This is a genomic window from Roseibium sp. MMSF_3544, assembly GCF_030732845.1.
Taxonomy (GTDB): Bacteria; Pseudomonadota; Alphaproteobacteria; order Rhizobiales; family Stappiaceae; genus Roseibium.
Genome location: NZ_JASHKA010000015.1, coordinates 88,065 through 113,358 on the forward strand (window position 1 = coordinate 88,065; position 25,294 = coordinate 113,358).

A 25,294-nucleotide genomic window follows, 5' to 3' on the forward strand; every position below is an offset into this window, starting at 1 on the left:
AAGCATAGATGAGTCTCATCAGACGGCTAAGCAAATACAAGATGGATCGAACCGACCCCGCCTAAGCAAATGTCAGGTGCGGGAGCTTTGCTGCCTAGATATCCGGCCCGACGGTTCTGCTGTCCGTCGTCGGATCGATCTCGTTGCGCAAAGATTCCAGGGCGCGCATGCGTTCTTGCGCCCGCTGCTGGTTTTCCCGTGTCACACCGGCGATCAGAACTTCTGCGATTGCCATGAGCGCCAGGGAGGAATCCCAAGGTGAGGGGACGGCGACCCTTGCCGGCAACACGAAGCCGGCGATGCGGCCGGCGGGTGACATCCAGCTGTCGGTGACAAGCGCGACGGTTGCTCCCTGTTTTGCCGCTCCTTCGGCAAACTGGATCACCTCGGTCTGGTACCGCCGAATGTCAAAGACAAGGACGACATCCTTGGGGCCCATGCCGAGAAGCTGATCGAGCCAGTTTCCCTGCTGGCCGGCGACATGATTGACCCCGGAACGCACGATCCGCAGATGTGCGGCCATGTAGCGGGCAAGGCCGTCGGTAAAGCGGCCGCCGATCAGGTGGATGGTTTTCTTTTCGTCGGCAAGCAGCCTGATCAGACCTTCCAGTTCACCCTTGGGCAAATGAGCGAAGGTCTCACGCACATTTTCCAGGAGTTGCCCGACATGGGGATCGCCGTTCTGATTGTCGGAAAGCGTCGCGCTGCGTGCGAGCGGTGAATTCAGCTGACTTTCAAGCTCGCCGCGCAGCTTCTTCTGAAACTCCGCGAAGCCGGGAAAACCCAGCCTGCCGATAAACCGCAGGATCGTCGGAGAGCTGACACCCGCAGCTTCGGCGAACTCCGCCACGGTGCCCAGGCCCTGCATCGGATAATTCGCCATGAGTGCGTGCGCCGCCTTTTTCTCCGTCGCCGTGAACTCGTCCAGGCGGTCGCGAATGTCTTCCAGAAGAGGGCGTTCCATGAGTGCGGCCTGCTTGTGTCCCCGAAGGCTTATTTTCATTTGACAGCGGCTTCAAACTGCGTATCAAATATTACAGAATTTATTTTCATCGGCAATCCTGTAATAAACATTACAAGCTGGCAATTCGGGATTTCAAGGGGATCGGGGAATGGGAGCTAGCCCGCAAAACGGCGAATTGGCTCGGGCCGTCGCGGTTGAAAATGCCGATGGGGCAGGCGCCTTTGTGTTCGTCTGCGACCATGCTTCCAATTACTTTCCGCCGCCCTACGACCATTCGCTTGGTGTATCGGAAACCGAAAAATCAGCGCATATTTCCTGGGATCCAGGTGCGCTCGGAGTGGCGAAAGGATTGTCGGAGCGGCTCGATTCTCCGTTGGTTTTCGCCACGATTTCGCGCCTGATCATCGACTGCAATCGCGAGGAAGACCGGATCGACCTGATCCCGAGCCTCAGCGAAACGACGGAAATCGCGGGCAACAGGGATCTGCCGGAGACTGAACGGTCCTTCCGCCTTGACCTTGTGCACCGGCCCTTTCACAAGGCCATCGACAAGGTCATCGGAGAGCGGCAGGAGCGGGGGCTGCCAACAGCGGTCGTTTCGATCCACTCCTACACACCTGTCTACAAAGGTGAGAGCCGGCCATGGGAAATCGGTCTGATCTCGGACAGGGACCGGAGGCTGGCCGATCCGATAATCGCAAAATTGCAGGAGCGCGGCGACCTGACCGTCGGTGACAACGAACCTTACGCGCCCTCCGACGGCGTCTATTACACCATCCGCAGGCATGGCGAGGAACAGCAGTTGCCATGCCTCATGGTGGAAATCCGCAACAACGAAATAACCACGGAGGAAGAAGAAGCCCACTGGGCTGATCTTCTGGCGCCGCTCCTGGCAAGTGCGGTGACCGAAACCGTTCCGACCGGGCGCGCGGCCAAGACCGGAGGTGCCGATGCTTAAGGCCGCGCGAATTTACGTCCGTGCCGTGGACAGCTTTAACCGCCGCCTCGGCAAGGTCGTGATGTGGGGCCTGTTCGTGATGGCGGGCATATTGCTTTGGTCGTCCATTTCCAAGACGTTCTTCAACCCGTCGCTCTGGACGCTGGAGCTCGCCCAGTTTGCGATGGTGGCCTACTACGTTTTGGGCGGTCCCTATTCGATCCAGCTCGGTTCGAACGTGCGCATGGATCTCTTCTACGCCGATTGGAGCGTGAAGAAGAAGGCGTGGTTTGACGCCTTTACGGTTCTCCTGCTGCTGTTTTATCTGGGTGTCCTACTCTATGGGGCCTTGAATTCCTTTGCCTATTCGCTGGGGCACTTCACGCAGCAGCCTTTCACCTTCTACAAGGACCTCTTCCTCGCCTTTGTGACCGGCGGGCCGGCGGCAGCAAATGAAGTTATGGGCTTTGTGGAGCGAAGCCCGACCGCATGGCGCCCCTATATCTGGCCCGTCAAGCTGATCATGATCATCGGGTTCTTCCTGATGCTGCTCCAGGTGTTTGCCGAATTCCTCAAAGATATCGCCCGGATCAAGGGAGAGACGATCTGATGTCCTATGAGATGATCGCTCTTCTCATGTTCTCGTCGATGATGCTGATGCTCCTCACGGGGCAGCGCGTCTTCGGTGCCATCGGCGGCATAGCGTCCATCGCGGCAATCTTGCTGTGGGGAACCGGTGGCGGTGATATTCCCTTCTCCGCTGCCATGAAGCTGATGAAATGGTACCCGCTGCTGACCCTGCCCATGTTCATCTTCATGGGCTATGTTCTGTCGGAAACCAAGATCGCCGACGACCTCTACAAGATGTTCCATGTGTGGATGGGTCCGATCAACGGGGGACTTGCCATCGGCACGATCCTCTTGATGGTGCTGATTTCGGCAATGAACGGCCTTTCGGTTGCCGGAATGGCGATCGGCGCGACGATCGCCTTGCCGGAACTTCTCAAACGAAACTATGACAAGCGCATGGTGACGGGGGTCATCCAGGCGGGGTCGTCGCTCGGGATTCTCGTGCCGCCCTCGGTCGTGCTTGTGCTCTACGCGATGATCGCGCGGGCGCCCGTTGGTCAGCTCTGGCTGGCCGGCGCCGTGCCGGGCCTGATGATGGCGGCGATGTTCGTTATCTATATTGCGATCCGGTGCCGTATCCAACCCGAGCTCGGACCTGCGCTCGACAAGGATGAGCGAAACGTCTCAAGCGCCGAGAAATACCGCCTTTTGCTGGCAGGCCTGTTGCCGCTCATCATCTTCGCAATGATGATGGTGCCGTTCGTCAACGGCTGGACGAGCCTGGTGGAAAGCTCGGCGATCGGTGCCCTGACGGCGCTCGTCGCGTCTATCCTCAGAAGACGGATGACCTTCGATATCCTGATTTTGTGCCTGAAGAACACGCTCGGGATTTCCTGCATGTTCATGTGGATCATCCTGGCGGCCCTCGGATTTGGCGCGGTTTTCGACGGTCTCGGCGCCGTGAAGGCGATTGAAAGCCTGTTCACCGAACAGCTCGGCCTGTCGCCGTGGATGATCCTGATCCTGATGCAGCTTTCGTTCCTGGTGATGGGCACCTTTCTGGACGATACGGCCATGCTGGTGATTGTGGCGCCGCTCTACGTCCCGCTGGTCGCGACGCTGGATCTGGGCATGCCGCGTGGCGACATCCTTATCTGGTACGGGGTGCTTTATACGATCACCACCCAGATCGCCTATATGACGCCACCCTTTGGCTACAACCTTTTCCTGATGCGTGCGATGGCGCCAAAGAACATCAGCATGCGCGACATCTATGGCTCGATCACGCCATTCGTTCTTGTGATGATTCTGGCGCTCGTCATCATCATGATTTTTCCGGAAATCGCCCTTTGGCTGCCAAACCTGATCTATGGCAAGTAGCCGCTCGGCGTTGAACAAAAACAATAAGGTCTGGAGGAAACGGACTATGAACAGCGGCAAGAAGACCCTTGAGACGGTCAAGCCGCACGGACCGTACACTGAAAATAGGGGAACTTACGATGACAAATAGACGTGATTTTCTGAAGAAGGCCGGGTTGGGCACTGCCGCAGCTGCAGGCGCGACAACCCTGGCGGCACCTGCTGTGCTTGCACAGGAGCCCATCAAATGGCGCTTGCAGACTTACGCCGGTGGTGCACTTGGTGAGCACGTCACCAAGCCGATGGTGGACTACGTCAACAATGCGTCGAATGGCGAACTGCAGATCGAGCTGTTCTACGCCGATCAGATCGTGCCAACGGGTGAGCTCTTCCAGGCGCTGCAGCGCGGCACAATCGACGCGGTGCATTCCGACGATGACTCCATGGCATCACCGACGCCCTTGCGCCAGTTCGGCGGATACTTCCCGTTTGCAACGAAGCACATCCTCGATGTGCCGGTGCTGTTCAATCAATATGGCCTCGCCGACATCTGGCGGTCCGAATACGAGAAGGTTGGCGTCGCCTGGATTTCTGCCGCAGGCCAGGATCCGTGCAACTTCAACACCAAGAAGGAAATCAAGTCGGTTGCCGACCTTGAAGGCCTGAAGCTTTACACCTTCCCGACGGCTGGCCGCTTCCTGTCCAAGTTCGGTGTGGTGCCGGTGTCGATCCCTTACGAGGATGCCGAAGTGGCAGTCCAGACCGGTGAGCTCGACGGCATGGCCTGGTCCGGTATCACTGAGGACTATACGGTTGGCTGGGCTGACGTCACCGACTACTTCCTGACCAACAACATCTCCGGCGCCTGGATCGGCTCGTGGTTTGTCAACCAGCAACGCTGGGCAGATCTGCCGCCGCATCTTCAACAGCTTGTTCTGGCCGCAACCGAAGCCGGTCACACATACCGGAACCAGTGGTACTGGGGTGGTGAGGCACGGCTGCGCGCGACCGGTGACAAGCTGCAGCTTCGCACTGTTCCGGCCGCCGAATGGGCCGAAGTTGAAAACGCAGCGAAGGATTTCTGGAAAGAGATTGCTGCGGAAGGCGAGTTGCAGGCCAAGATCATCTCGATCTTCGAGGAATACAACTCTGTCATCAATCAGGCAGGACCTCCTTACAACTTCGGTTGACATAACGACAATCGAGCTCCGGAGTTTCTGTCTTCGGAGCTCGTTCCATCGGCAGCGAAACCAACTCCACGAACGAGCGGACCAAGAACATGCCCGGCAACCTGACCTTTGATGCACTCAAAACGCTCGTCGCGTCCGGCGAGATCGACACGGTGCTCGCCTGTATCGTTGACATGCAGGGGCGGCTGATGGGCAAGCGGTTCCATGCCCAGCATTTCGTCGACACCGCCTATGACGAGACCCATTGCTGCAACTACCTGCTGGCAACGGACCTGGAAATGTACACGGTCGAGGGTTACGCTGCGACAAGCTGGTCGGGCGGTTATGGCGACTATGTCATGAAGCCGGATCTTTCCAGCATACGGAAGGTTCCGTGGCTTGAAGGCACCGCGATGATCCTGTGCGATGTGCAGGATCACCACACCCACAAGGACGTTCCCCATTCACCACGGGCCATGCTGAAGGCCCAGGTCGCGCGCCTGGCTGAAATGGGTCTGACGCCGATCATGGCAACCGAGCTGGAATTTTTCCTGTTCGAAAAGAGTTTCGATGAGATCCGGAAGGAAGGCTTCCGCGATCTTGAGCCGATCTCCGGTTACAACGAAGACTACCATATCCTGCAGACCACCAAGGAAGAGGACGTTCTGCGCCCCGTGCGCAACGGGCTTTATGGTGCAGGCATCCCGGTCGAGAACACCAAGGGCGAGGCGGAGACCGGCCAGGAAGAACTCAACATCAAATACGCACCCGCGCTTGATACGGCCGAGTACCACACCATTGCCAAACACGCGGTCAAGGAGATTGCCTGGGCGAAAGGGCGGGCGGTTTCGTTCCTTTCCAAGTGGCGCAGCGACAAAGTCGGCTCTTCCTCGCACGTGCATCACTCCTTGTTCGACAAAGACGGCAACAATGTCTTTTGCGATGCGAACGGCGACTACGGCATGTCGGACACGATGCGGCACTATCTTGCCGGCATGATCAAGTATGCGCCTGAATACACCTATTTCCTGGCGCCCTATATCAACAGCTACAAACGGTTCCAGAAGGGCACCTTTGCTCCGACCAAAACCGTCTGGTCCGTCGATAACCGCACGGCCGGTTTCCGCCTTTGCGGTGAAGGCACCAAGGCGCTCCGCGTGGAATGCCGTATCGGTGGCTCGGACCTCAATCCTTATCTTGCGCTTGCAGCGCTGATTGCCGCAGGGGTCAAGGGGCTTGAGGAAAAGCTGCCGCTCGACCCGCCGACAACCGGCGATGTTTACGAGAACAGGAAGGCTAAGGAGATTCCGCACACCTTGCGTGATGCACGCGAGACCTTGCGCAAGTCGAAATTCCTGCGCGAAGCCTTTTCCGACGTGGTGATCGACCACTATGCCCGCGCGGCGGAATGGGAGATTGAGGATTTCGACCGCGCCGTCACCGACTATGAAGTCGCCCGCGGATTTGAGCGGGCGTGATGAAAATGAAGGTTGCCTTGGTTATCCCCTCATCCTGAGGAAGCGCGCAGCGCTGTCTCGAAGGATGGGCGGCAAGTTCCGTGCAAGTGGTCCATCCTTCGAGACGGACCTTGCGGTCCTCCTCAGGATGAGGGCTTGGCTTGGCAACCACTCTAACCAAAGAAACCTCGCAAAGAGGATGTAGTGAGGCAAAAATGTCAGATGTGATCAAGCTGATCTCCCCCGTTGACGGGTCGGTTTATGTCGAACGCCCCGCTCTGGATGAGGCGGGTGTCGACAAGGTCGTGTCAGCGGCGAAAAGCGCTCAGGCCGCTTGGGCGGCGACGCCGATTGCAGAGCGCGTCGCCTATTGCGAAAAGGCGCTCGAAGCGTTGAAGGCGATGAACGACGAGGTCGTTCCGGAGCTTGCCTGGCAGATGGGCCGACCGGTGCGCTTCGGCGGCGAACTCGGAGGCACGATCGAGCGCACCGAATATTGCGCCAAGATCGCCGAAGAAGCGCTCGCCGACATCGAACGCACCGACAAGTCCGGTTTCAAGCGGTACCTGCGTCGTGTGCCGCTCGGCATCGTCATGGTGATCGCGCCCTGGAATTATCCGTTCATGACGGCAATCAACACGATCATGCCGGCGCTGATGGCCGGTAATGTGATCGTTCTGAAGCACGCCGCGCAGACATTGCTTGTCGGCGAGCGCCTGGCACAGGCTTTCGAGAGTGCGGGGCTTCCCAAAGGTGTTTTCCAGAACATCGTTCTGACCCATGCAGGGACTGAAAAACTGCTGGGGTCCGGGCTGATCGACCACGTTAATTTCACCGGTTCCGTCGGGGGCGGGCGCGCCATTGAAAAGGCGCTTGCCGGAACATTTGCGACGCTCGGACTGGAGCTCGGTGGCAAGGATCCGGCCTATGTCCGCGCGGATGCCGATCTCGATTACGCAATCGACAATCTGGTCGACGGAGCGTTCTACAATGCCGGGCAGTGCTGCTGTGGCATCGAGCGCGTCTATGTCCATGAAAGCCAGTTCGACAGGTTTGTCGACGGATTTGTCGACCTGACCAAGATGTATCGGCTCGGTAATCCGCTGGACGAAACCACAACGCTCGGCCCGATGGCCCAGGCACGCTTTGCCGCCTGGGTGCGCGAGCAGACGGATGAGGCTCTGCGCAAGGGCGCAAAGGCCCATATCGACATGACGGCCTTTACCGAGAACAAGGACGGGACACCCTATCTCGCGCCACAGGTGCTGACCAACGTCAACCACCAGATGTCGGTGATGCGTGAGGAGAGTTTCGGACCGGTGGTCGGCATCATGAAGGTCAAGGACGATGAAGAAGCATTGCAGTTCATGAATGACAGCCCCTATGGCCTGACCGCGTCGATCTGGACCGAGGATGTCGAAGCAGCCGCTGAGATCGGTGACCGGATTGAAACCGGGACGGTCTTCATGAACCGTTGCGACTATCTCGATCCGGCCCTTGTCTGGACCGGTGTCAAGGAGACGGGCAAGGGCGCGGCACTTTCGGAGATCGGCTTCCACAACCTCACCCGGCCGAAGTCTTTCCACTTCCGCGTCGAGCATTGAGGCAGGAGACACGGAGCAGGCTTCTTTCAGAAGTTCAGGATTGTCACTCCGGCTGAAACGAAGTGGACGGCGGGGTGACAAATCGGTGCATTGGAAAACTGTCCTGCGCAACCGCCCAAGAATTCGGTTCGATAAACTCTTTCAATTCGCAAACACGAGACACCCATGAGCTCACTTCCATCCGTCAACTGGTCCTATCCGACCTCCGTCCGTTTCGGTGTCGGCCGCATCAAGGAACTTCCTGATGCGGTCAAGGCGGCCGGCATGTCCAATCCCTTGCTGGTGACCGACCCGGGCCTTGCCAGTCTTCCGATGGTCGCGGACGCGATCGCGAGCCTCGAATCGGCAGGCCTGTCTGCGGCGGTCTTTTCAGACGTCAAACCGAACCCGGTCGACAGCAACATTTCCGCAGGGGTTGCTGCGTTCAAGGCGGGTGGGCATGACGGTGTCATCGCCTTTGGCGGCGGGTCCGGTCTTGATGCCGGCAAGCTGATCGCCTTCATGTCCGGCCAGACACGCCCGATCTGGGACTTTGAAGATATCGGCGACTGGTGGACCCGCGCTGATGCGAGCGGTATCGCGCCCATCGTTGCCGTGCCGACCACGGCGGGTACCGGATCTGAAGTCGGCCGTGCAGGGGTCGTCACAAACGAGGAAACCCACACGAAGAAGGTTATCTTCCACCCGAAGATGCTGCCGGAAATCGTGATCTGCGATCCGGAACTGACCGTCGGCATGCCGCGTTTCATCACAGTGGGTACAGGCATGGATGCACTTGCTCATTGCCTGGAGGCCTACTCGGCACCGATGTATCACCCGATGTCCGAGGGCATTGCTCTGGAAGGCATGCGGCTGGTGTTCGAGAACCTGCCGAAGGTTGCCGCCGACGGGTCTGATCTGGAAGCGCGCGGGCACCTGATGAGCGCGGCGGCCATGGGCGCTGTCGCCTTCCAGAAGGGCCTTGGTGCGATACACTCCCTGTCCCATCCCGTCGGTGCCCTCTACGATACGCACCACGGCATGACCAACGCGGTTTTCATGCCTTACGTGATGCAGTTCAACCGGTCAGCGATCGAACAGAAATTCGAACGTCTTGCCGGTTTCCTCGGCATCTCGGGAGGTTATCAGGGCGTGCTCGATGCCGTTTTGAAGCTGCGCGACGACCTCGACGTCCCGCATACGCTTTCCGGTCTCAACGTGGACGACAGCAAACGCGAGCTGATCGCGGAGATGGCCATCGTGGACCCGACAGCCGGTGGCAACCCGGTTGAGCTTACCAAGGGCGGCGCCCTTGAGATTTTCGACAAGGCGCAGAGCGGAACGGTTTGAGTCGCTGAAATTGCGCCAGCTCTCTGATCCCGTATTTCCGTTGCGCTCCTTCCGGGATCACGGTTATGAGCTTTGTCCGACCGGCCACGTTGAAAATGGATCCAACTTCGGGTCTGAAAAAAACAGAACCTCATCCTGAGGAGGACTGTAAGGTCCGTCTCGAAGGAAAGGCCTCATAGTTCGGAGCAAGGTGTCCATCCTTCGAGACGCTGCTCGCGCAGCTCCTCAGGATGAGGCTTGCATGGGGCTCCGCTGTGCTTCGTCCGGTATGGCGGTTTTGAGGGCTCAAAAAGAAAAAGCGCGCCACTAAGTGGCGCGTTCTTTTCAGATGGGCGTTGGCCGCCCTTATAGTTAGACGTCTTCTTCTTGTTATTCAGGTGTGCTGCTGGCGTTCGACCAGTTTCAGCATGGCGACCATGACGATCCCGTAGAGGACGTGACCAACAAGGGCAACCCAGACGATGCCGGTGAAGTTCAGGAAGAACGGCAGGCCGGCGAGGGACGTGATGCCACCGATGGCGAAAACCCAGAGACCGAAGCCGTAGATTGCGGACGGGATAAACCAGTGGGTGTCGCCGACAACGCGTTGCCAGAGCGGTGCGAAGATGAACATCCAACCAATCGGATAGCCGATCAGTCCGACGACATAGAAGTGCACGAAGTAACCTGCGAATGCATTGTTGGGAAGTCCGAGGCTGCCGAGCAGGCTTTGGGCCAGACCATGCGGGGACAGTTTGGCAAATCCGAGCGCGGGGCTGATCACCTGGCCCCAGAGGTCGAATGCTACCGTGGCGAAGAAACCCGTGATGAACATCAGCCCGAGCGTGTTGAAGTTGATCGCGGGCAGCGCCCTGACCTCGCGATGTTCAGATGTGAGTACGGTCATGTTGATTAGCCTTCCAGATTAGAATTCCTGTTGCGCCCTTGATTTAGGAAGGCCGCCGGTAACTTGCATTCAACTGGGTGTTCCTCGTTCTGACGTTTATTTCAGCGTCAGCTCGCGCGTTTTCACGCGGACGCGATGTCGCCGTTATGAGCTTCGCGGGCGTTGCAGCGGCGAGGGGATAGGAAAGATGACTAGCTATCTTCCGCGGTGACGGCGGCCCAGTTCAAGCTGAACCGGTCGAGGTATTTCTTGAGCCGGTCGGCGTCGTTTCGGCTTGTCCTTGTTGCGCGTGAGGCCGCGAACAGCGTCCTGCCTGCCGCACTCAAGGAGGGGCTCTTGCGGCAAATACGGATCACGTAGGCCAGCTGTACCTTGTCGAAGGCGTCGATCTCCGTAACCCCGTCGCCAAGGAGATCCTGCAGCAGAACATCATCAGGGTTGGTTTCGGCGCTGGTCCACTGGCGCTCAAGCGCCTCGACTTCCTGCTGCACAAGGGAAAGGGTGATGCGTCCGCGCGGAGCCAGCGTGCACAGGCGCTGCACCGATGCGCCAAGGTCGCGGAAGTTGCCGGGCCATGGCGTCGCCGGAGACACGGCAAAATCCAGGTAGCGGGTGCGCGCGTCCGCGTTGAAGCCGACCCGGTTGCCGAGGAGTTTTTCGGACCTGTCGAGTTCAAACTCGATATTGGGTTCAATATCCTCGCGCCGTTCGGTGAGCGACGGCAACCGGAACGTCCAGAGATTTAGTCTTGCATAAAGGTCCGGCCGGAACCGTCCTTCCGAGACGAGCTGCCCGAGGTTGCGGTTGGTGCCTGCGATCAGCTGGAAGCGGCTGGTGATCTCGTGATCGGAGCCGACCGGCAGGAAGCGGCCGGTCTCGACGGCGTGCAGGATCATCGCCTGCTCGTCGAGCCCGAGTTCGTTGATCTCGTCCAGGAACAGCACGCCGCCATCGGCTTCGCGCAGCAATCCGCGTCGGTCCGGGCTCCCGGTGCCCATCGACCCCCGTCGATGACCGAAAAGGCTGGACATGGCGCGCTCGCCTTTAAGGGTCGCACAATTCACGTGAACCAGTCGGCCCTTGACCCTGCGCCGCTGAAGCTTCAGCTCGTAGATGCGTTCGGCCAGCTCGCTCTTTCCCGTCCCCGTATCTCCAAGCAGCAGGAGAGGGGCGTCGGTGTTGGTGGCGACCAGCTCGATCCGCTCGATCAGTCCGTTGAAGGCTGTGTTCCGCGTTTCTATGCCTGCCTTCAGAAGTGCGTTGTACTCTTCTGCAACGAGATCGAAGCGTTGCTGAAGGGCGTCGTAGCGGGAAAGGTCGAGATCGACAATGTTGTACTGGCCGTTGAGATCGCCGTCCTCACCGCGTGGCGGCGAGGTTTGTACGAGCTTGGCCGGAACGTGGCGGGACTCGGTCAGCAGGAACCAGCAGATCTGGGCGACGTGCGTCCCTGTCGTCAGATGGACGAAATAGTCCTCGCGATCCTCGTCGAACCCGTAGTCGCGCGCGAAGTCGAACAGGGCGCCATAGACTTCCTGAAAGTCCCACGGATCGCGCAGATCAACCTGTTGCAGCAGCACCTCGGTCGCAGGGCTGGCGTCCTCGATCTCGCGTTTCACGTTCTGAGCCAGACGATGATGGGCTCTGTCGTAAAGCAGTTCCAGACGGTGAACCGGAAAGCGGCCATGCTGGGTCACGGCAATCGAGGGTCGCCACCGACGCTTCTTGCCGGCGTCAAGTTGGGTGCCGAGAAAGCCGATGACGACGTTCTTTTTCAAACTATGTATCCAAAATTATAATCTGCTATATCTACATATAAGATATTTTTCTGACAGAAATGTCAATATCACGAAAATCCATTATTTTACATATACTTATTCCGAATTCAGTTTTTTGTTTTGCGGTCCGGTCGGCGCAGGCATTCTCCGTCTCAACACAGACATCAACCCCAACGCCTTCAAGGGCGCGGATTTGTGGAGAGTGAAAATGGCGAACAAAACTCTGTTTGCATCCCAGCGTGGACGGTTTTCCGGCAAAGCCGACGCCAGGAACCTGGCGGGTGGCAAGGCCTATACCTACGAGGACCGTCACAAGCTGGCTCAGCTGGCGGCGACCGGGTCCATCGGCAACACGTTCTACCAGTCAGCCGAGCTTGAACTGGAGGCGGTTCTGAAAGCGGCCGATATGGTTCCGGATGCGTTCCTGGCAAAGACGGCAGTCTATGCGCGTCAGAAGGGCAGGATGAAGGATTTGCCGGCTCTGTTGCTGGCGGTTCTGGCATCGCGTGATGCGGTTCTGTTCGCCAAGGCGTTTCCGCATGTGGTCACCGACGGCAGGATGCTGCGTAACTTCGTGCAGATCATGCGCTCCGGACAGACGGGACGTAAATCGCTCGGAACACGGCCGAAGGCGCTCGTTCGCGGTTGGCTGAACGCGGCAACGGAATACCAGCTGCTGCAAGCCTCGATCGGCAACGATCCGTCGCTGGCGGACGTCATCAAGATGGTGCACCCGAAGCCGCGCGATGCAGAGCGAGATGCCCTGTTCGCCTGGCTGATCGGAAAGCCGTGTGACGTTGAAAAGCTGCCGGAACAGGTCCGTGCCTATGTGGCGTTCAAGGAGAACCCGAACGGCCAGGCGTTGCCGGATGTCCCGTTCCAGATGCTGACGCATCTGCCCCTTTCCAGGGAAGACTGGACGAAGCTGGCGGAACGCGGAACCTGGAACATGGTGCGTATGAACCTGAACACCTTCCTGCGCCACGGCGTCTTTGAAGGTGCGCGCTTTGAAAAGACGCCGGCTGTGCGTCTGGTGGCGGATATCCTGAAGGATCCGAGGCGGATCAGGAAGGCGCGTGCCTTCCCGTACCAGCTGTTGACGGGTTTTCAGGCTCTATCGGACGACATGCCGGCGGAGATCCGCGAGGCGATGCATGAAGCCATGGAGATCTCGGTCGCCAATGTCCCGGCCCTGAAGGGCCAGGTGGTTGTGTGTCCGGATGTCTCCGGTTCCATGGTCTCGCCGGTGACCGGATATCGAAAGGGTGCGACGACTGCAACGCGCTGCGTTGATGTCGCGGCCCTGGTCGCCGCGGCGGTGCTGCGCCGAAACCGTGGGGCCACGGTCCTGCCGTTCGAGGTCAAGGTGCGGCCGGTCAAGCTGACCGGGCGAGACACCGTGATGACCAATGCCCGAAAGCTCACCGAGCAGTGGGGTGGTGGAACGAACTGTGCGGCACCGCTGGCGTGGCTGAACGCCAAGCGCCGTGCACCGGATCTGGTCATCCTGGTTTCGGATAACCAGTCCTGGGCCGGGGTCCAGTCGGGTCATCAGACCGGCGTGATGCGTGAATGGGAAACGCTGAAGAGGCGTAACCCGGATGCCAAGATGGTGTGCATCGATATCGCACCTTACGGTTCAACCCAGGCCAAGTCGCGGCCGGATATCCTCAACATCGGGGGCTTCTCCGATGCGGTGTTCGACCAGGTCGCGGCGTTTGCCAGGGGCACCATGAATGCCGACCAGTGGGTCGGGGAGATCGATGCCATCGATCTTGAGTGAGACTTGAACGCGCGGCGGGTGACTGCCCGCCGCACTTGCAGAGAGATCTGGCGGATGCCGATGAAATTACACTGTCAGCCCCGGGAATGCGTGGGTCGAGCCACGCCTTCGCGACACCGCGATGTCGTCTAACAAGGAAAGGCAACGGGGTGGATTTCATCACAGACTTGCCGCCGCAAGGAATTAAACCGGTCAGGGCGAATGCCTGCAGAACTACATCGACTATGAATCGCCAGGTTGCGGGTTCGAATCCCGCCGCTGCAACCAACTGATGCAGCGTAGCTCAACGGATAGAGCAGGAGTGTTTTGCACCCACCTTGTCGCCCTGACCGGGCCGACTTTTTCAGCCGGACACGGATCGGCGCAAACACGAGAAGAAGAATTGACGATCAATCGTGGCGGATGCCGGCAGGACTACATTCTTGACCATGAGTGTCCTGTCATTCCTTGCCGCCGCACCCGAAAGATACGGTCAGGGCGAATGCCCGCAGAACTACATCGACTCATAATCGCCAGGTTGCGGGTTCGAGTCCCGCCGCTGCAACCACCTAAGGCAGCGTAGCTCAATCGGTAGAGCAGGAACGTTTTGCACTCATTTGTCGCCCTGACCGGCAACTGGTTTTGTAACGGTAAACTGAATGCGGCTCAGCCGCGATATCGGGGATGCCGGCAGGATTACAGGTAGACGCCTCCCGGCACGGCCGGGAGGGGAGGCGTGAAAGGCGCTTCCCGTGCCAGTTCAAGTCTGGCCCGGAGCAATCCGGTGGCGGAATGAAGATCTTGCCAGACCTTGCCCCGCGTAGCCTGGCGGATGCCGGCAGAAGTGTTGCTTAGTGCAATACGTCCTGCCTCCGTTTGCCGCCAGGCGAGTATGAAGGAAGAAGACGATGACGATTGAAACGGAAACGACGACACTGACGAGCGCGATGCTGACCGCGTGGGGTCACGAAGAAGGAAAGGCCTTCGGTGCGGCCCTCAGGGACGGCCAGGCGGCATTGGATGAAGGCACGTCGCTGGAAGCCGTGCGTCAGATGCTGGAGAGCTACAAGCCGGACCCGGTGCTGCCGCTGGCCGCCTCTGGAGCAAAGCCGTTTCACGTCAACCTGGACGCGGAGGGCGAGGACGAAGAGGCGAACCTGAAGGCCGTCAAGCATCACATGACCGAGTTGATGCGCACACCGACTGTAGAGGCAGGGGCGATCATGCCGGATGCCTGTCCGGCCGGTCCGCTTGGGACCATTCCGGTCGGAGGTGTGGCGGCGGCGCGCGGTGCGATCCACCCGGGAATGCACAGCGCCGATATCTGCTGCTCGGTGATGATGACCGAGTTCGAGGATGCCGATCCGAAGGCGGTTCTGGATGCGGCGCATTCGGTGACGCATTTCGGCGGCGGCGGGCGTGCCAACGGCAAGCGTTTCACCATGTCCATGGGCCTTTACGACCAGTTCCGCGAGAACCGGTTCCTGAACAATCCGAAGATCCTGCGTTCTGCGCAGGAACATCTGGGAACCCAGGGCGACGGCAACCATTTCCTGTTTGTCGGCGTCTCCAGGAAAACCGGCAAGACCGCGATGGTAACCCATCACGGATCGCGCGGACCGGGCGCGCTGCTTTACAAGATCGGCATGAATGTTGCGGAAAAATACCGCAGGAAACTGTCGCCGAAGACGCTGAAGCAGAATGCCTGGATCCCGTCCGAGAGCGAGGAAGGGAAAGCCTATTGGGACGCTCTGCAGCTGATCCGCAAGTGGACCAAGGCCAACCACAACGCGCTGCATCAGGCGACCGTCGAAGCGAGCGGTGCGAGCCACTCGGACCGTTTCTGGAACGAGCATAACTTCGTGTTTGAACGCGATGGTCTGTTCTACCACGGCAAGGGGGCAACGCCTGCCTGGGACGGATATGCGTCTGACGCGACTGGTCTGACCCTGATCCCGCTGAACATGGCGGAACCGGTTCTGGTCGTGCGCGGCAAGGACGCCGGTCATGCGCTCGGGTTCTCCCCGCATGGTGCGGGACGCAACTTCTCGCGTTCCGAGCACAAGCGCCGTTCGCTCGGAAAAACGCCGGAAGCGATGCTCAAGGAAGAAACCGAGGGCCTCGATATCCGGTTCTTCGAGGAGAAGATCGATGTCTCCGAACTGCCGTCCGGCTACAAGAAGGCGGACGCAGTCGTCGCCCAGATCAAGAAATACGGTCTGGCCGAGATCGAGGACTATATCGATCCGTTCGGCTGCATCATGGCCGGTGATATCGAGCCGTTCTGGAAAAAGAAGAAGGGGGCAAGGCGGTAATCCGCCTTGCTTCATCCAATTCCTTGAGGGCGTTATGCGGCATCAGACGGACTGACGCGCCCACTCCGTTCCAAACCCAAGGCAGCTAGCGCAGCCAAAAGTCCGGAAGCAGCAGTTACGAACATCAGCGTCAGAACAATCACCGGCTTGTTGCCGAAGTCCATCGCAAAGCCGGTCAGGCTTGTCAGGACCGAACCACAGGCAAGGTTGAAGGCGGCAACCAGCCCGGCAGCGCTTCCGGCGAGGTCAGGCCGGACGGACATCGCACTTGAGTTGCTGCCCGGCAATGTGAGACCGTTGCCGATACCGACAAAGACGGTGCTGCCGAAAAAAACAAGCGGCGTGATCGCACCCAGCAAGAAGGCGAGCAGTCCGGCGGCCAGACCTGTGGTCGCAACGATCCGGCCGCTCAGCACCAGGGTCGGTAACGATACGCGCGTGGCCAATTTGCCTGACAGAAAGCCACCTGCCGAGAACCCGACCGTTATTGTGCCGATGAGGATGCCGAGTTCGGCTGGCGTGACACCGAATGTTTGTGTTGCCACCAACGGAGCGCCGGCGAGGAAAATGTAAAAACCACCGACAGAAAATGCAGAACACAGCGCATAGGCACAAAAGCGTGGATCGCCAATCAGGGTGAAGAGCGAACCACGTCTGGCCTCTTTCTCCTTGTTACGTTCTGGCCTGGTCTCTCCAAGATCGAACCACACCAGGGCAAGCAGCGCGGCACCGCAAAGGCCGTAAAAATAGAAGTTGGCGCGCCAGCCGAAGGCTGTGTCCAGAAGTCCGCCGATGACGGGTCCCAGCATCGGGGCAACAGCCATGCACATGCTGATATAGCCAATCACCCCGGCCGACTTCTGTGGCGAATTGGTGTCGCGGACGATTGCCAGCGACAGCGAGTAACCGGCGGTGATGCCACCCTGCAGCATGCGGAACGCCAGAAAGACCCAGATGTTTTCTGCGAGCGCGCATACCAGCGAGGAAAGGCAAAAAATCACGAGGGCGACCAGCAGGACCGGGCGGCGCCCGTAGCGGTCGGACAGTGGGCCGGCGATCAGTTGTATGACGGCGGTCACCGCGAGATACCCGGCGATTGCGACACTCACGAGCGCATAATCCGCTTGAAGATCAAGCGCGATGTTGCCGAGGGACGGCAGGAACATGTTCAGCGTCAGCGGCGAAAACGCTGTCAGAACGATGAGTGTGATGAGCTGTGGCGGTGTGCGGGTCACGGATGTCTCGGAACAGCTTTTGTCAAAAAAATACGCCCCCGGGATTGGACGGGGGCGCATGGCAAGCGGATATGGATTTCCGCTAGCGGTCCATGCACTTGTTTCTCACGACGACAACTTGAATTTCAAACGGCATCTTGGCCTCCTGAGCTCAACACTAACGGGGCATGGTGCGTCGAGCAAGGGTGCGACACAGGATGGGCCGTGGTGCTAACCCATGTCCCCATGCATCGCGACAAGATCGAGTTCGGCTGCGGGGGCCTCAATGGCGCTGTAGCTTTCCTTCACGCCTTCGTCGGCCAGCTCACGCTGGACCGCCAGCAGCATGTTCTCGTCGTGCTCGGAGCAAAGATCGGCCATGTAGCGCAACTCATCCTCCGCAACACCGCGCGCGGCCTCCACGGAAGGGGCGCCATAGACATCGACGAAATGTTGCGCGAGCCGGTCGACGAGGCTGGCGAATTCGGTTTCTTCGATGGGGGTGACCGCGACAAACGTGACACGGCCGAAGGTCTCCAGGCCAAGCCAGCCGTTGGCGAAGGCCTGCCGTGCCTTGCCGACGAGGTCGGCGTCGGTCCAGTTGGAAAACTCGAAGCCGCCGGACAGGCACCATTCGCCGGTGCGGGCCGGGGAGAAATAAACGTTGCGGTCGCTGTCATCCATGTGAACGGCGCGGGCGAGTTTCATGAGGTCAGGTCTCCAGTCGACTTGAGAGCGGAATCAGGGCGGTGTCTTCTCCGGTTCTGAGCAGCATTCCGAAATTCTCATCGACACCAACAAAGGTTCCGGATTGTCCGTCGATCTCGATCGGTTCCCCGAGTGTCGGGACAAGTCCGCGCCAGTCGGCATGGACGGGTCGGAGCCCATCTTCAAGCCAGCGATTGATCCAGTAAAGACTATGACGCACCCAGGCTTCAAGAAGCGCTTCAGGGGTGATCTCGCCGCAGCCCTCCTCGGACAGCCAGGTCCGGTCGGCTGTGACACCGGGATTGGGGTCCGAACTTATCATGTTGAGTTCCAGGCCGACGATGAGCCAGTCGGGTGTCGTGTCCGGATCGCTGGTCGAGGCTTTCACGCGCATCCGGCCGCAGACGGCTCCGTTGACGCGGATCGTTCCGTCCCATTCCAGATGAACGGCCACCTCAGGTGGCGCCAGAGCGCCGAGGGCCGCCTGGAAGCCGAGACCGCAGACGGGGAGCATCGCCATCGCTTCTTCCAGGCGCACTTCAGGTGCGAAGATGATGCTCGCGCGCAATTCGTCGCCGGACAGATTGTGAACCACGGTCCCGGGGTCCGTTCCGGAAACTGCGAGCGCGAGCGCACGCCCGAACGGATCGGCCTGCCCGGAGAGCGCCTCGCCCTGAAACAGCGGCGGGAACTGCAGATCGCTCATGCATGCCCCTCCGCCACAAGCGTTTTTGCGAGCTTTGAGAACACATTCGCCTCCGGAGCATCAGGCGTCTTGATGGCGATGGGTGTTCCCCCGTCACCGGCAAGACGGATGTTGAGGTGAAGCGGAATTTCGGCCAGTAGCGGCACACCGAGTTTCTCCGCTTCCGCGGCAACACCGCCATGTCCGAAGACGTGTTCCTCGTGACCGCAATTGGAGCAGATGTGGGTCGACATGTTCTCGATCATTCCGATGAGCGGAACCTGCATCTGGTTGAACATGTCGATGCCCTTGCGTGCATCCAGAAGGGCGACATCCTGCGGTGTCGACACAATGATCGCGCCGTCGACGATGAATTTCTGGGACAGGGTCATCTGAACGTCACCGGTCCCGGGGGGAAGGTCGACGAGCAAGACATCCAGTGCGCCCCACTGCACCTGGCTCATCATCTGTTGGAGTGCGCCCATAAGCATGGGACCGCGCCAGACGACGGCCTGGTCGCCGGAGGTCATCAGCCCGATGGATATCATGGTGACGCCATGGTTTCGCAGCGGCAGGATCATCTGCCCGTCAGGCGATGTCGGCCTGCCCGATATCCCCAGCATCTTGGGTTGGGACGGGCCGTAGACATCCGCGTCGAGCAACCCGACCCGCCGGCCTTCAGCAGCAAGGGCGCAGGCGAGATTGGCGGCAACGGTGGACTTGCCGACGCCTCCCTTGCCCGACGCAACTGCCACGATCCGATCAATCCCCGGGACTTTTTGCGGTCCGGACGTGCCCGGCGGAGCCGGACGCGGCTTGATCGGTTGGGGTTCGCTTGGCTTCGCAGGAGCAGAAGCCGTTTCGGAATGTGCCGTCAGAATGATCTGTACGTTCTCGCAGCCGTCGAGGGCAGTCAGGCACTGTTCTGCCTCCGCCTTCACAGCTTCCATTTCATTGATGCGGCCAGGATCGATCTCCATGACGAAGCGGACCTTGCCGTCGCCGAGCTGAAGGGCACGCACCATGCCCGCGGCTACGATGTCCGTGCCGGTCGCGGGATCCTTGACGGTTTTCAGACTGTTCAGAACGGTTTCGCGCGTCAGAGACACGTGCTGCTTACCCCTCGATTTCGCCATTCACTTCATGCGCAAGACCAATTTCTTCAATGGTCACGACCGCCTTGATCTTGAACTTTTTGCCATCCGAAGGACCTGCATTTCTGACTGCGTCTTCAATGGCCTGCTGGGATGTCACGCCGACCTGTTTCAGGAATTTGCGCATGGACATGTTGAATTGGTCGCTCATCTTATCCTCCCCGTGAGCCGTGTTTGAATTGACGGCAAGATGATTTGACCCCTAACCTTACGCTGTCTGTCAGCAACGTGAAGGAGGAGCGCGTGTGCTGCCGTTTTTTTTGTGTGGTCCTGTTCGGACTGGTGTTTGCGGCCGGGCTTGCACCTACCGGTAAAGCCGCCGCCAAATCGTTTCGCCTGAGTGCTCCGGACGAGCTTGTCGCATCCGGTTTTCTGAAGCATCTGCTGCCCAGATTTTCGCTCAAGACAGGTGTTCGGATCGAAATCGTCTCGGCTGACGCAGACGCCGAAGCCGGTTTCAGTGCGTCGCCCGGTGGGGCGCCCGCCTTTTCCGGCATTGGCAGCGACTGGTTTTTTTCGGTGTCAGATGCCGGCAACGAACATGTTGCGCGGTTCGAAGACTGGCTGACCAGTGACGTCGGCAAGAACACGATCGCCTCGTTCAAACCTGAGGGTGCACAGCTCTTCACGGCGGCAGTCGCAAAGCCGAAGGAAGCTATATCCGATGCGATTTCCGGTGACGTTGTTTCCGGCGAAAAACTGGCTGTTGTCCATTGTGGGCGGTGCCACATGGTCAACGAGGCGACGCGGCTGACGACGATCGGTTCGTCTCCGTCCTTCGCGGTGATGCGCAGCTTCACCGATTGGCGGGCGCGCTTCGAAGCTTTCTTTGCGCTCCGTCCGCATCCGTCCTTTACCCAGGTAGAGGGTGTAACGGAACCATTCGACATCAGCCATCCGTCACCGATTGCACCGGTCGAAATCACGCTCGACGAGCTGGATGCCATTCTGGCCTTCGTCTCCCGGATACCACCTGCGGATCTCGGGGCTCCGATCCAGTACCAGTAATCGTTGTTGCGTCTATTCAATGGTCGCGCCGCTTGCTGATATAGTCGTCGGTCGTACGCACACGCGGCCGTTCCCCCATCGCGAAGGGATTGTTCTCGGAGTGGTAGACCGCATTGACCCGGCAGTCGTCGCACATCTGAATGAGCTTTGCCGCCTTGTTGTCCTGAAACATGCCGTGCTTTCCGGCGAGTTTTTCGGTCATTTTTTCGACCATTGAGCGAACGCCGAACGGCTTGCCGCACTCAACGCATTGAAAAGGCTCTTCTTCCTTGAGGACGATTGGCGTCAGGGCTTCATCTGAAAGGTTGAGCCGCGGATCCAGTGTCAATGCACTTTCCGGGCAGATCGTTGTGCAGATCCCGCATTGAAGGCAGGCATCTTCCTGAAACCGCAATTGCGGCATGTCGGGGTTTTCTTTCAACGCGCCGGAAGGACAGAGGGACACACAGGAAAGGCACAGCGTGCAGCTGTTCAGATCAAGAGTAACTGCACCGTAGGGGGCTCCCGCCGGAAGTGACACGGGTTCATCGGCATCGTTGAGCGTCTTTGCCGCCAATCGTGTGATCTGCCTGCGAGAGCCGATCGGCAGGATCGGTTGACGGTCAAACGCCCCTCCGTGGTCTTCGGCAAGACCCGCTTCAAGCTGGTCCGGGTCCATCGGTTCGAGAAGCTGCACAAGGTCTTTTCCGGCAATGGCGTTCGCCAATTCCACCTGGAAGGCGAGCCCGTCCTTTTCCGTACCAGGCGACAGCAGCAGCGCTACGGATTTGAAACCGGCGGCAAGGGCGCCGAGCATCTCCGCATGTCCGAAACCTGCAAGCGCCTGAGACTCGAGCGGAACAACATTGCTCGGGAGGCCTTTGCCGTAGCGCGCGCTCAGGCGGATCAAGTCGAGACCATAGCCGGTATCATGTACCAGCAGGCGCGGCTCGTCGGAACTCAGCTTTCGCCAGGTGGAGGCGAGCGTGTGGATGCGCTTGAACACATGATCGACGGGTGGAGCATCGTAGGAAATGGCGCCGGACGGGCACACGGCCGAGCAGCTGCCGCATCCCGCGCAGGTCATCGCGTCAACTAAGACATGATCGCCATTTGGCGTGATGGCACCCGTCGGGCACAGATCAAGGCAGCGCGTGCAGCCGCTTTTTTGCGCGCGAGAGTGCGCGCACAGCTGCTCGTTCAGTTTCACATAAATCGGCTTTTCAAAAGTCCCGGTCAGTTGCGAAGCTTCCAGCAGGACCTTTGTGCGGGCTTCCGAGTTTCCAGGATCGGCGCGAAGATAGCCTTCACGCTTTTCCGGTGCCGGAAAAAGCGGTTGCACACCGCGTCTCAGGTCGAGAACGATGTCGCATTCCGTGCGACCGCCACTGCGCGGTTCTGTCCAGTTGAAGGCGCCACGGCCTCCAGGAATACGTTCCTGAAGCGAATCGAATGCGAGTTTGAATTGTCCGAGTGCACCCGAAGCGGACTTGATCGCTCCCCTGACAATGTCAAACCGCCGGTCATCTGCTATTGGCAATTCCGCGTTGGCAGAAAGCAGAACGGTCACGCTGAGCGTTTCGCAAAGAAGGGCCGCGGCCGAGAGCGCATCGTCTGGTTCGCCCAAGATGATGCAGGTCCCGCCTGATTCGACATCGACCACCTTTTCACCCGGTGTGGGCAAAATGGCGTCTGCCACAAGGGCAGCCATTTTTGGAGTCAGTGTCCCGGTGTCGTCCGTCCAGCCCGCACGGTCACGCAGGTCGACGAACAGCGGGGCCTCAACTTCCAGGTCTGCAGCGATCTCCTCGAAGAAACTCTGCTCCTGGCCACAAGCAATCATCACGTTGCCGGCACCAATGGCGTCCTCCGCCACCGCTGCTTCCGCACGGCAGAGTTCGGTATGAATTTTTGAGCAGGAAATTCCGGTTGCTTGTCCGATCTGTTCCGCGTCGATCACCTGGCTTTTCCGGCAATCACACAGCAGAAGCTTGCTGTCTGTCATTTTTATTGGCGTCCTCTCCCCGGGCCGCCGAATCCGGTCTCTCCCTGCCGGATGGTGAGCATGCCCAAACCCCATAACAAGGGCGGATATTGCATCAGGTCAAGTTCGACTTCCGCGGGGCTTGAAATTTATCTGACTTGCTACAGCATGTATGTAAAACCGCAAAAGCGGAAATTTATCCACGTGTGGGAGGATGATCCGCCGTGACAGAGGAAAGAATGCGGGCGATGCCTGTCGGCGTCGTGGTGCGAAGACTGCCCGGCGTGACCAGGTGGCAGAAGTGGAGCTGGCGGCCAGTGTCGCTGCTTCCAGGTGCCAAGCAGGCAGACTGGAATGTGCTGCGTGAAGAAGGCGACGCTGTCGAGTATCACGCGGCGACCTTGAACCTGGAACTTCACCGGGCTGACACGGAGGCCTATCTGACAGCTTTGTCGGACAAGGTACCTTCGCTCTATGTGATCATGCGTCCCGCTGAAGAAACCGAACGCGACGTCCCCATGGACGTGATGCTTCTGACGGCGTCCGCCTATGAAGGCCAGGACTATGCCGATACCAGCGATGTCATGGTCGAAAAGGTTCCAATGCCCCCCGGCCTGATTGCCTGGATCCGGGAATTTGTCGAATTGCACCACGAGGACGAAATCTTCATCAAGCGCAAACGCGACAAGAAGCGAATCGACCTAAAGGAAGACGGCATCGGCGATGCCCGCATCCGTCAGATCAGCGATGTTTACCGCGCCCCCGGCCGTAAACCCAAGGATACCTTGCAATGAGTGATCCTGACGAAACGGGCGGAGATTTCTGGTCAAGGCGCAAGGCGGCTGTGCGCAAGGCGGAAGAAGCCGAACGCGCGGAAAAAGATGCCCTGGAGCACGCCGAGATGCGGGCGGAGCTGGAACAGAAGTCTGACGAGGAGATTCTCGAAGAACTGGGGCTTCCCGACCCGGATACGCTTTCCCAGGAAGACGATTTTTCGAAATTTCTGTCCGCCGCCGTGCCTGAAAGGCTGCGAAGGCGCGCACTTCGAAGGCTGTGGGGCATAAACCCGGTCCTGGCGAATCTGGATGGCCTGGTCGACTACGCGGACGACTTCACGGATGCGGCGACCGTCGTTGAAAATCTTCAGACCGTCTATCAGATCGGCAAAGGAATGCTTGAGCAGTTTGCCGACGGGGAAGACCCGGCACCGGACGGCGCCGAAACGGTGCTTGATGCCGCCGGTGGCACACAGGCCGAAAAGACGAACATGTCGGTCTCGGAAGATGATTTTGCGTCGCACAATGCAAAAGTTGAAAATAAATCAGCACCTGTGCAATTGACGCAAGATGACGATGTCGTGCAACCTGACAAAAAGCACGAAGCCCCATCAAATCAAGAAGAAACAGATTCGGTTGAAGTAGAATACGACACTCAGGTCACCAGGAGACGGCTTCGATTCGACTACTCATAGTACGAAAGTCTAATATGTGGGGCGCAGTAAAACAGTGAAACTGATTCCGCGCTTGAGGGAGGAATACCGCGGATGTCCGCAGCGGTTACGGAATATGTAATCGACCCGGAGGATCGGGCTCGATCAGAACTGTATGATTTTCTCGGACTGCTCTTGGTAAAGCCGGTTGACGCAACCGTGCTTCAGCAAGTTGCTGGGCTTGATGGTGACGACACCACGCTCGGCCGCGCGCTCACTGTGCTTTCAAAAGTTGCGGGCGTGACAACACCGGAAACTGCCGAACGCGAGTACAACGCGCTTTTCATTGGTCTCGGACGCGGTGAGCTTCTTCCCTACGCAAGCCACTACCTCACCGGATTTCTCAACGAAAAACCGCTCGCCAATCTGCGCGCTGACATGGCGAAGCGCGGCATTGGCCGTGCAGACGGCAAACGCGAGCCGGAAGACCATATCGCGTCTCTTATGGAGATGATGGCCGGAATGATTGTCGGCCGCTTCGGTACGGTGACGTCGGTTGCCGAACAGAAGCAGTTTTTCCAGACGCATATCGAGCCTTGGGCCATTCACTTTTTCTCAGATCTCGAAGCATCGAGCAGTTCCGTCTTCTACGGAGCCGTCGGCGCTTTGGGGCGGCAGTATATGGAGATCGAAGCAGAAGCCTTCAACATGCTGCCCAATTGACTTCACGTTGGCAATTTAGGCGGCCTGTTGCCGCCGCAAGGAGAGGAGGATTGCAACGATGAAAAAGCCCGATCAAGCGGGGCCCGAGGGAGGGGCTGGCCGCCGGGATTTCCTTAAACTGGCTGCCCTGTCGGCACCTGTGGCTGTGGCTGCGACCACGGTCGCCGGAACCGCCGAAGCTGCGGAAGTTGATCCCACGTCCGAAAAAATGCAGGACACGGCGCACACCCGCGCTTATTTCGACAGCGCCCGGTTCTAACCGGACCCTGTTCTTTTACCC

23 protein-coding genes are annotated in these 25,294 nt (G+C 59.0%); 14 read left to right on the forward strand and 9 right to left on the reverse strand.

Going from position 1 to position 25,294, the window contains the following annotated elements:
- Nucleotides 1-94: 94 nt before the first annotated feature.
- Complete coding sequence (locus RBB47_RS20530) at nt 95-964, reverse strand: MurR/RpiR family transcriptional regulator (protein ID WP_305987809.1); 870 nt, start codon at nt 962-964, stop codon at nt 95-97.
- Nucleotides 965-1,112: 148 nt separating this feature from the next.
- Here RBB47_RS20530 and RBB47_RS20535 point away from each other — a divergent pair, with 148 nt between their 5' ends.
- The 7 genes from RBB47_RS20535 (at nt 1,113) to RBB47_RS20565 (ending at nt 9,389) form a co-directional block, all read left to right on the forward strand.
- Complete coding sequence (locus tag RBB47_RS20535) at nt 1,113-1,922, forward strand: N-formylglutamate amidohydrolase (RefSeq protein ID WP_305987753.1); 810 nt, start codon at nt 1,113-1,115, stop codon at nt 1,920-1,922.
- Complete coding sequence (locus RBB47_RS20540) at nt 1,915-2,511, forward strand: TRAP transporter small permease subunit (protein ID WP_305987754.1); 597 nt, start codon at nt 1,915-1,917, stop codon at nt 2,509-2,511. The genes RBB47_RS20535 and RBB47_RS20540 overlap by 8 nt, the downstream gene beginning before the upstream one ends.
- Nucleotides 2,511-3,851, forward strand: a complete 1,341-nt coding sequence (locus RBB47_RS20545) for a TRAP transporter large permease subunit (RefSeq protein ID WP_305987755.1) — start codon at nt 2,511-2,513, stop codon at nt 3,849-3,851. Before RBB47_RS20540 ends, RBB47_RS20545 begins: the two co-directional genes overlap by 1 nt.
- A gap of 119 nt (nt 3,852-3,970) precedes the next feature.
- Complete coding sequence (locus RBB47_RS20550) at nt 3,971-5,020, forward strand: TRAP transporter substrate-binding protein (RefSeq protein ID WP_305987756.1); 1,050 nt, start codon at nt 3,971-3,973, stop codon at nt 5,018-5,020.
- Nucleotides 5,021-5,109: 89 nt separating this feature from the next.
- Nucleotides 5,110-6,477 (forward strand): glutamine synthetase family protein, encoded by a 1,368-nt coding sequence (locus RBB47_RS20555; RefSeq protein WP_305987757.1) that lies wholly within the window; start codon nt 5,110-5,112, stop codon nt 6,475-6,477.
- A 194-nt stretch (nt 6,478-6,671) separates the two neighbouring features.
- On the forward strand, nt 6,672-8,060 hold the full coding sequence (locus tag RBB47_RS20560) for an aldehyde dehydrogenase family protein (RefSeq protein WP_305987758.1): 1,389 nt from the start codon (nt 6,672-6,674) through the stop codon (nt 8,058-8,060).
- Between the two features lie 165 nt (nt 8,061-8,225).
- On the forward strand, nt 8,226-9,389 hold the full coding sequence (locus RBB47_RS20565; RefSeq protein ID WP_305987759.1) for an iron-containing alcohol dehydrogenase: 1,164 nt from the start codon (nt 8,226-8,228) through the stop codon (nt 9,387-9,389).
- Between the two features lie 373 nt (nt 9,390-9,762).
- On the opposite strand, the gene RBB47_RS20570 is transcribed toward RBB47_RS20565, so the two are convergent.
- The gene (locus RBB47_RS20570; RefSeq protein ID WP_305987760.1) at nt 9,763-10,275 is read right to left on the reverse strand and encodes a hypothetical protein; all 513 of its coding nucleotides are present in this window, start codon (nt 10,273-10,275) and stop codon (nt 9,763-9,765) included.
- A 191-nt stretch (nt 10,276-10,466) separates the two neighbouring features.
- Nucleotides 10,467-12,053, reverse strand: a complete 1,587-nt coding sequence (gene rtcR, locus RBB47_RS20575; protein WP_305987761.1) for an RNA repair transcriptional activator RtcR — start codon at nt 12,051-12,053, stop codon at nt 10,467-10,469.
- 208 nt (nt 12,054-12,261) lie between these two features.
- Here rtcR and RBB47_RS20580 point away from each other — a divergent pair, with 208 nt between their 5' ends.
- Nucleotides 12,262-13,836: an RNA-binding protein gene (locus tag RBB47_RS20580; protein WP_305987762.1), complete on the forward strand. Its 1,575-nt coding sequence runs from the start codon at nt 12,262-12,264 to the stop codon at nt 13,834-13,836.
- Nucleotides 13,837-14,723: 887 nt separating this feature from the next.
- Complete coding sequence (locus tag RBB47_RS20585; RefSeq protein WP_305987763.1) at nt 14,724-16,130, forward strand: RtcB family protein; 1,407 nt, start codon at nt 14,724-14,726, stop codon at nt 16,128-16,130.
- A 32-nt stretch (nt 16,131-16,162) separates the two neighbouring features.
- Here the strand turns inward: RBB47_RS20585 and RBB47_RS20590 are convergent, their stop codons facing one another.
- The 5 genes from RBB47_RS20590 to RBB47_RS20610 form a co-directional block, all read right to left on the reverse strand.
- On the reverse strand, nt 16,163-17,365 hold the full coding sequence (locus RBB47_RS20590; RefSeq protein WP_305987764.1) for a multidrug effflux MFS transporter: 1,203 nt from the start codon (nt 17,363-17,365) through the stop codon (nt 16,163-16,165).
- A gap of 210 nt (nt 17,366-17,575) precedes the next feature.
- Nucleotides 17,576-18,052 (reverse strand): DUF6505 family protein, encoded by a 477-nt coding sequence (locus RBB47_RS20595; protein WP_305987765.1) that lies wholly within the window; start codon nt 18,050-18,052, stop codon nt 17,576-17,578.
- Nucleotides 18,053-18,056: 4 nt separating this feature from the next.
- Nucleotides 18,057-18,758 (reverse strand): biotin/lipoate--protein ligase family protein, encoded by a 702-nt coding sequence (locus RBB47_RS20600; RefSeq protein WP_305987766.1) that lies wholly within the window; start codon nt 18,756-18,758, stop codon nt 18,057-18,059.
- Nucleotides 18,755-19,873, reverse strand: a complete 1,119-nt coding sequence (locus RBB47_RS20605; protein ID WP_305987767.1) for an Mrp/NBP35 family ATP-binding protein — start codon at nt 19,871-19,873, stop codon at nt 18,755-18,757. Before RBB47_RS20605 ends, RBB47_RS20600 begins: the two co-directional genes overlap by 4 nt.
- A complete protein-coding gene (locus tag RBB47_RS20610; RefSeq protein WP_305987768.1) occupies nt 19,854-20,042 on the reverse strand; it encodes a DUF6494 family protein in 189 nt (62 codons plus the stop codon). The genes RBB47_RS20605 and RBB47_RS20610 overlap by 20 nt, the downstream gene beginning before the upstream one ends.
- 92 nt (nt 20,043-20,134) lie before the next feature.
- Here RBB47_RS20610 and RBB47_RS20615 point away from each other — a divergent pair, with 92 nt between their 5' ends.
- Complete coding sequence (locus RBB47_RS20615; RefSeq protein ID WP_305987769.1) at nt 20,135-20,899, forward strand: hypothetical protein; 765 nt, start codon at nt 20,135-20,137, stop codon at nt 20,897-20,899.
- 16 nt (nt 20,900-20,915) lie between these two features.
- Here the strand turns inward: RBB47_RS20615 and RBB47_RS20620 are convergent, their stop codons facing one another.
- On the reverse strand, nt 20,916-22,883 hold the full coding sequence (locus RBB47_RS20620; protein WP_305987770.1) for a 4Fe-4S binding protein: 1,968 nt from the start codon (nt 22,881-22,883) through the stop codon (nt 20,916-20,918).
- Nucleotides 22,884-23,086: 203 nt separating this feature from the next.
- Between RBB47_RS20620 and RBB47_RS20625 the strand changes: the two genes are divergently transcribed.
- The 4 genes from RBB47_RS20625 to RBB47_RS20640 all read left to right on the forward strand — a co-directional run bounded on the left by RBB47_RS20625 (nt 23,087) and on the right by RBB47_RS20640 (nt 25,273).
- Entirely contained in the window at nt 23,087-23,656 is a 570-nt protein-coding gene (locus tag RBB47_RS20625; RefSeq protein WP_305987771.1) for a DUF3305 domain-containing protein, read from the forward strand.
- Entirely contained in the window at nt 23,653-24,333 is a 681-nt protein-coding gene (locus RBB47_RS20630) for a DUF3306 domain-containing protein (protein WP_305987772.1), read from the forward strand. Before RBB47_RS20625 ends, RBB47_RS20630 begins: the two co-directional genes overlap by 4 nt.
- A gap of 72 nt (nt 24,334-24,405) precedes the next feature.
- The gene (locus RBB47_RS20635; protein ID WP_305987773.1) at nt 24,406-25,014 is read left to right on the forward strand and encodes a molecular chaperone; all 609 of its coding nucleotides are present in this window, start codon (nt 24,406-24,408) and stop codon (nt 25,012-25,014) included.
- 58 nt (nt 25,015-25,072) lie between these two features.
- Complete coding sequence (locus RBB47_RS20640) at nt 25,073-25,273, forward strand: twin-arginine translocation pathway signal protein (protein ID WP_305987774.1); 201 nt, start codon at nt 25,073-25,075, stop codon at nt 25,271-25,273.
- The last annotated feature ends 21 nt before the right edge of the window (nt 25,274-25,294 follow it).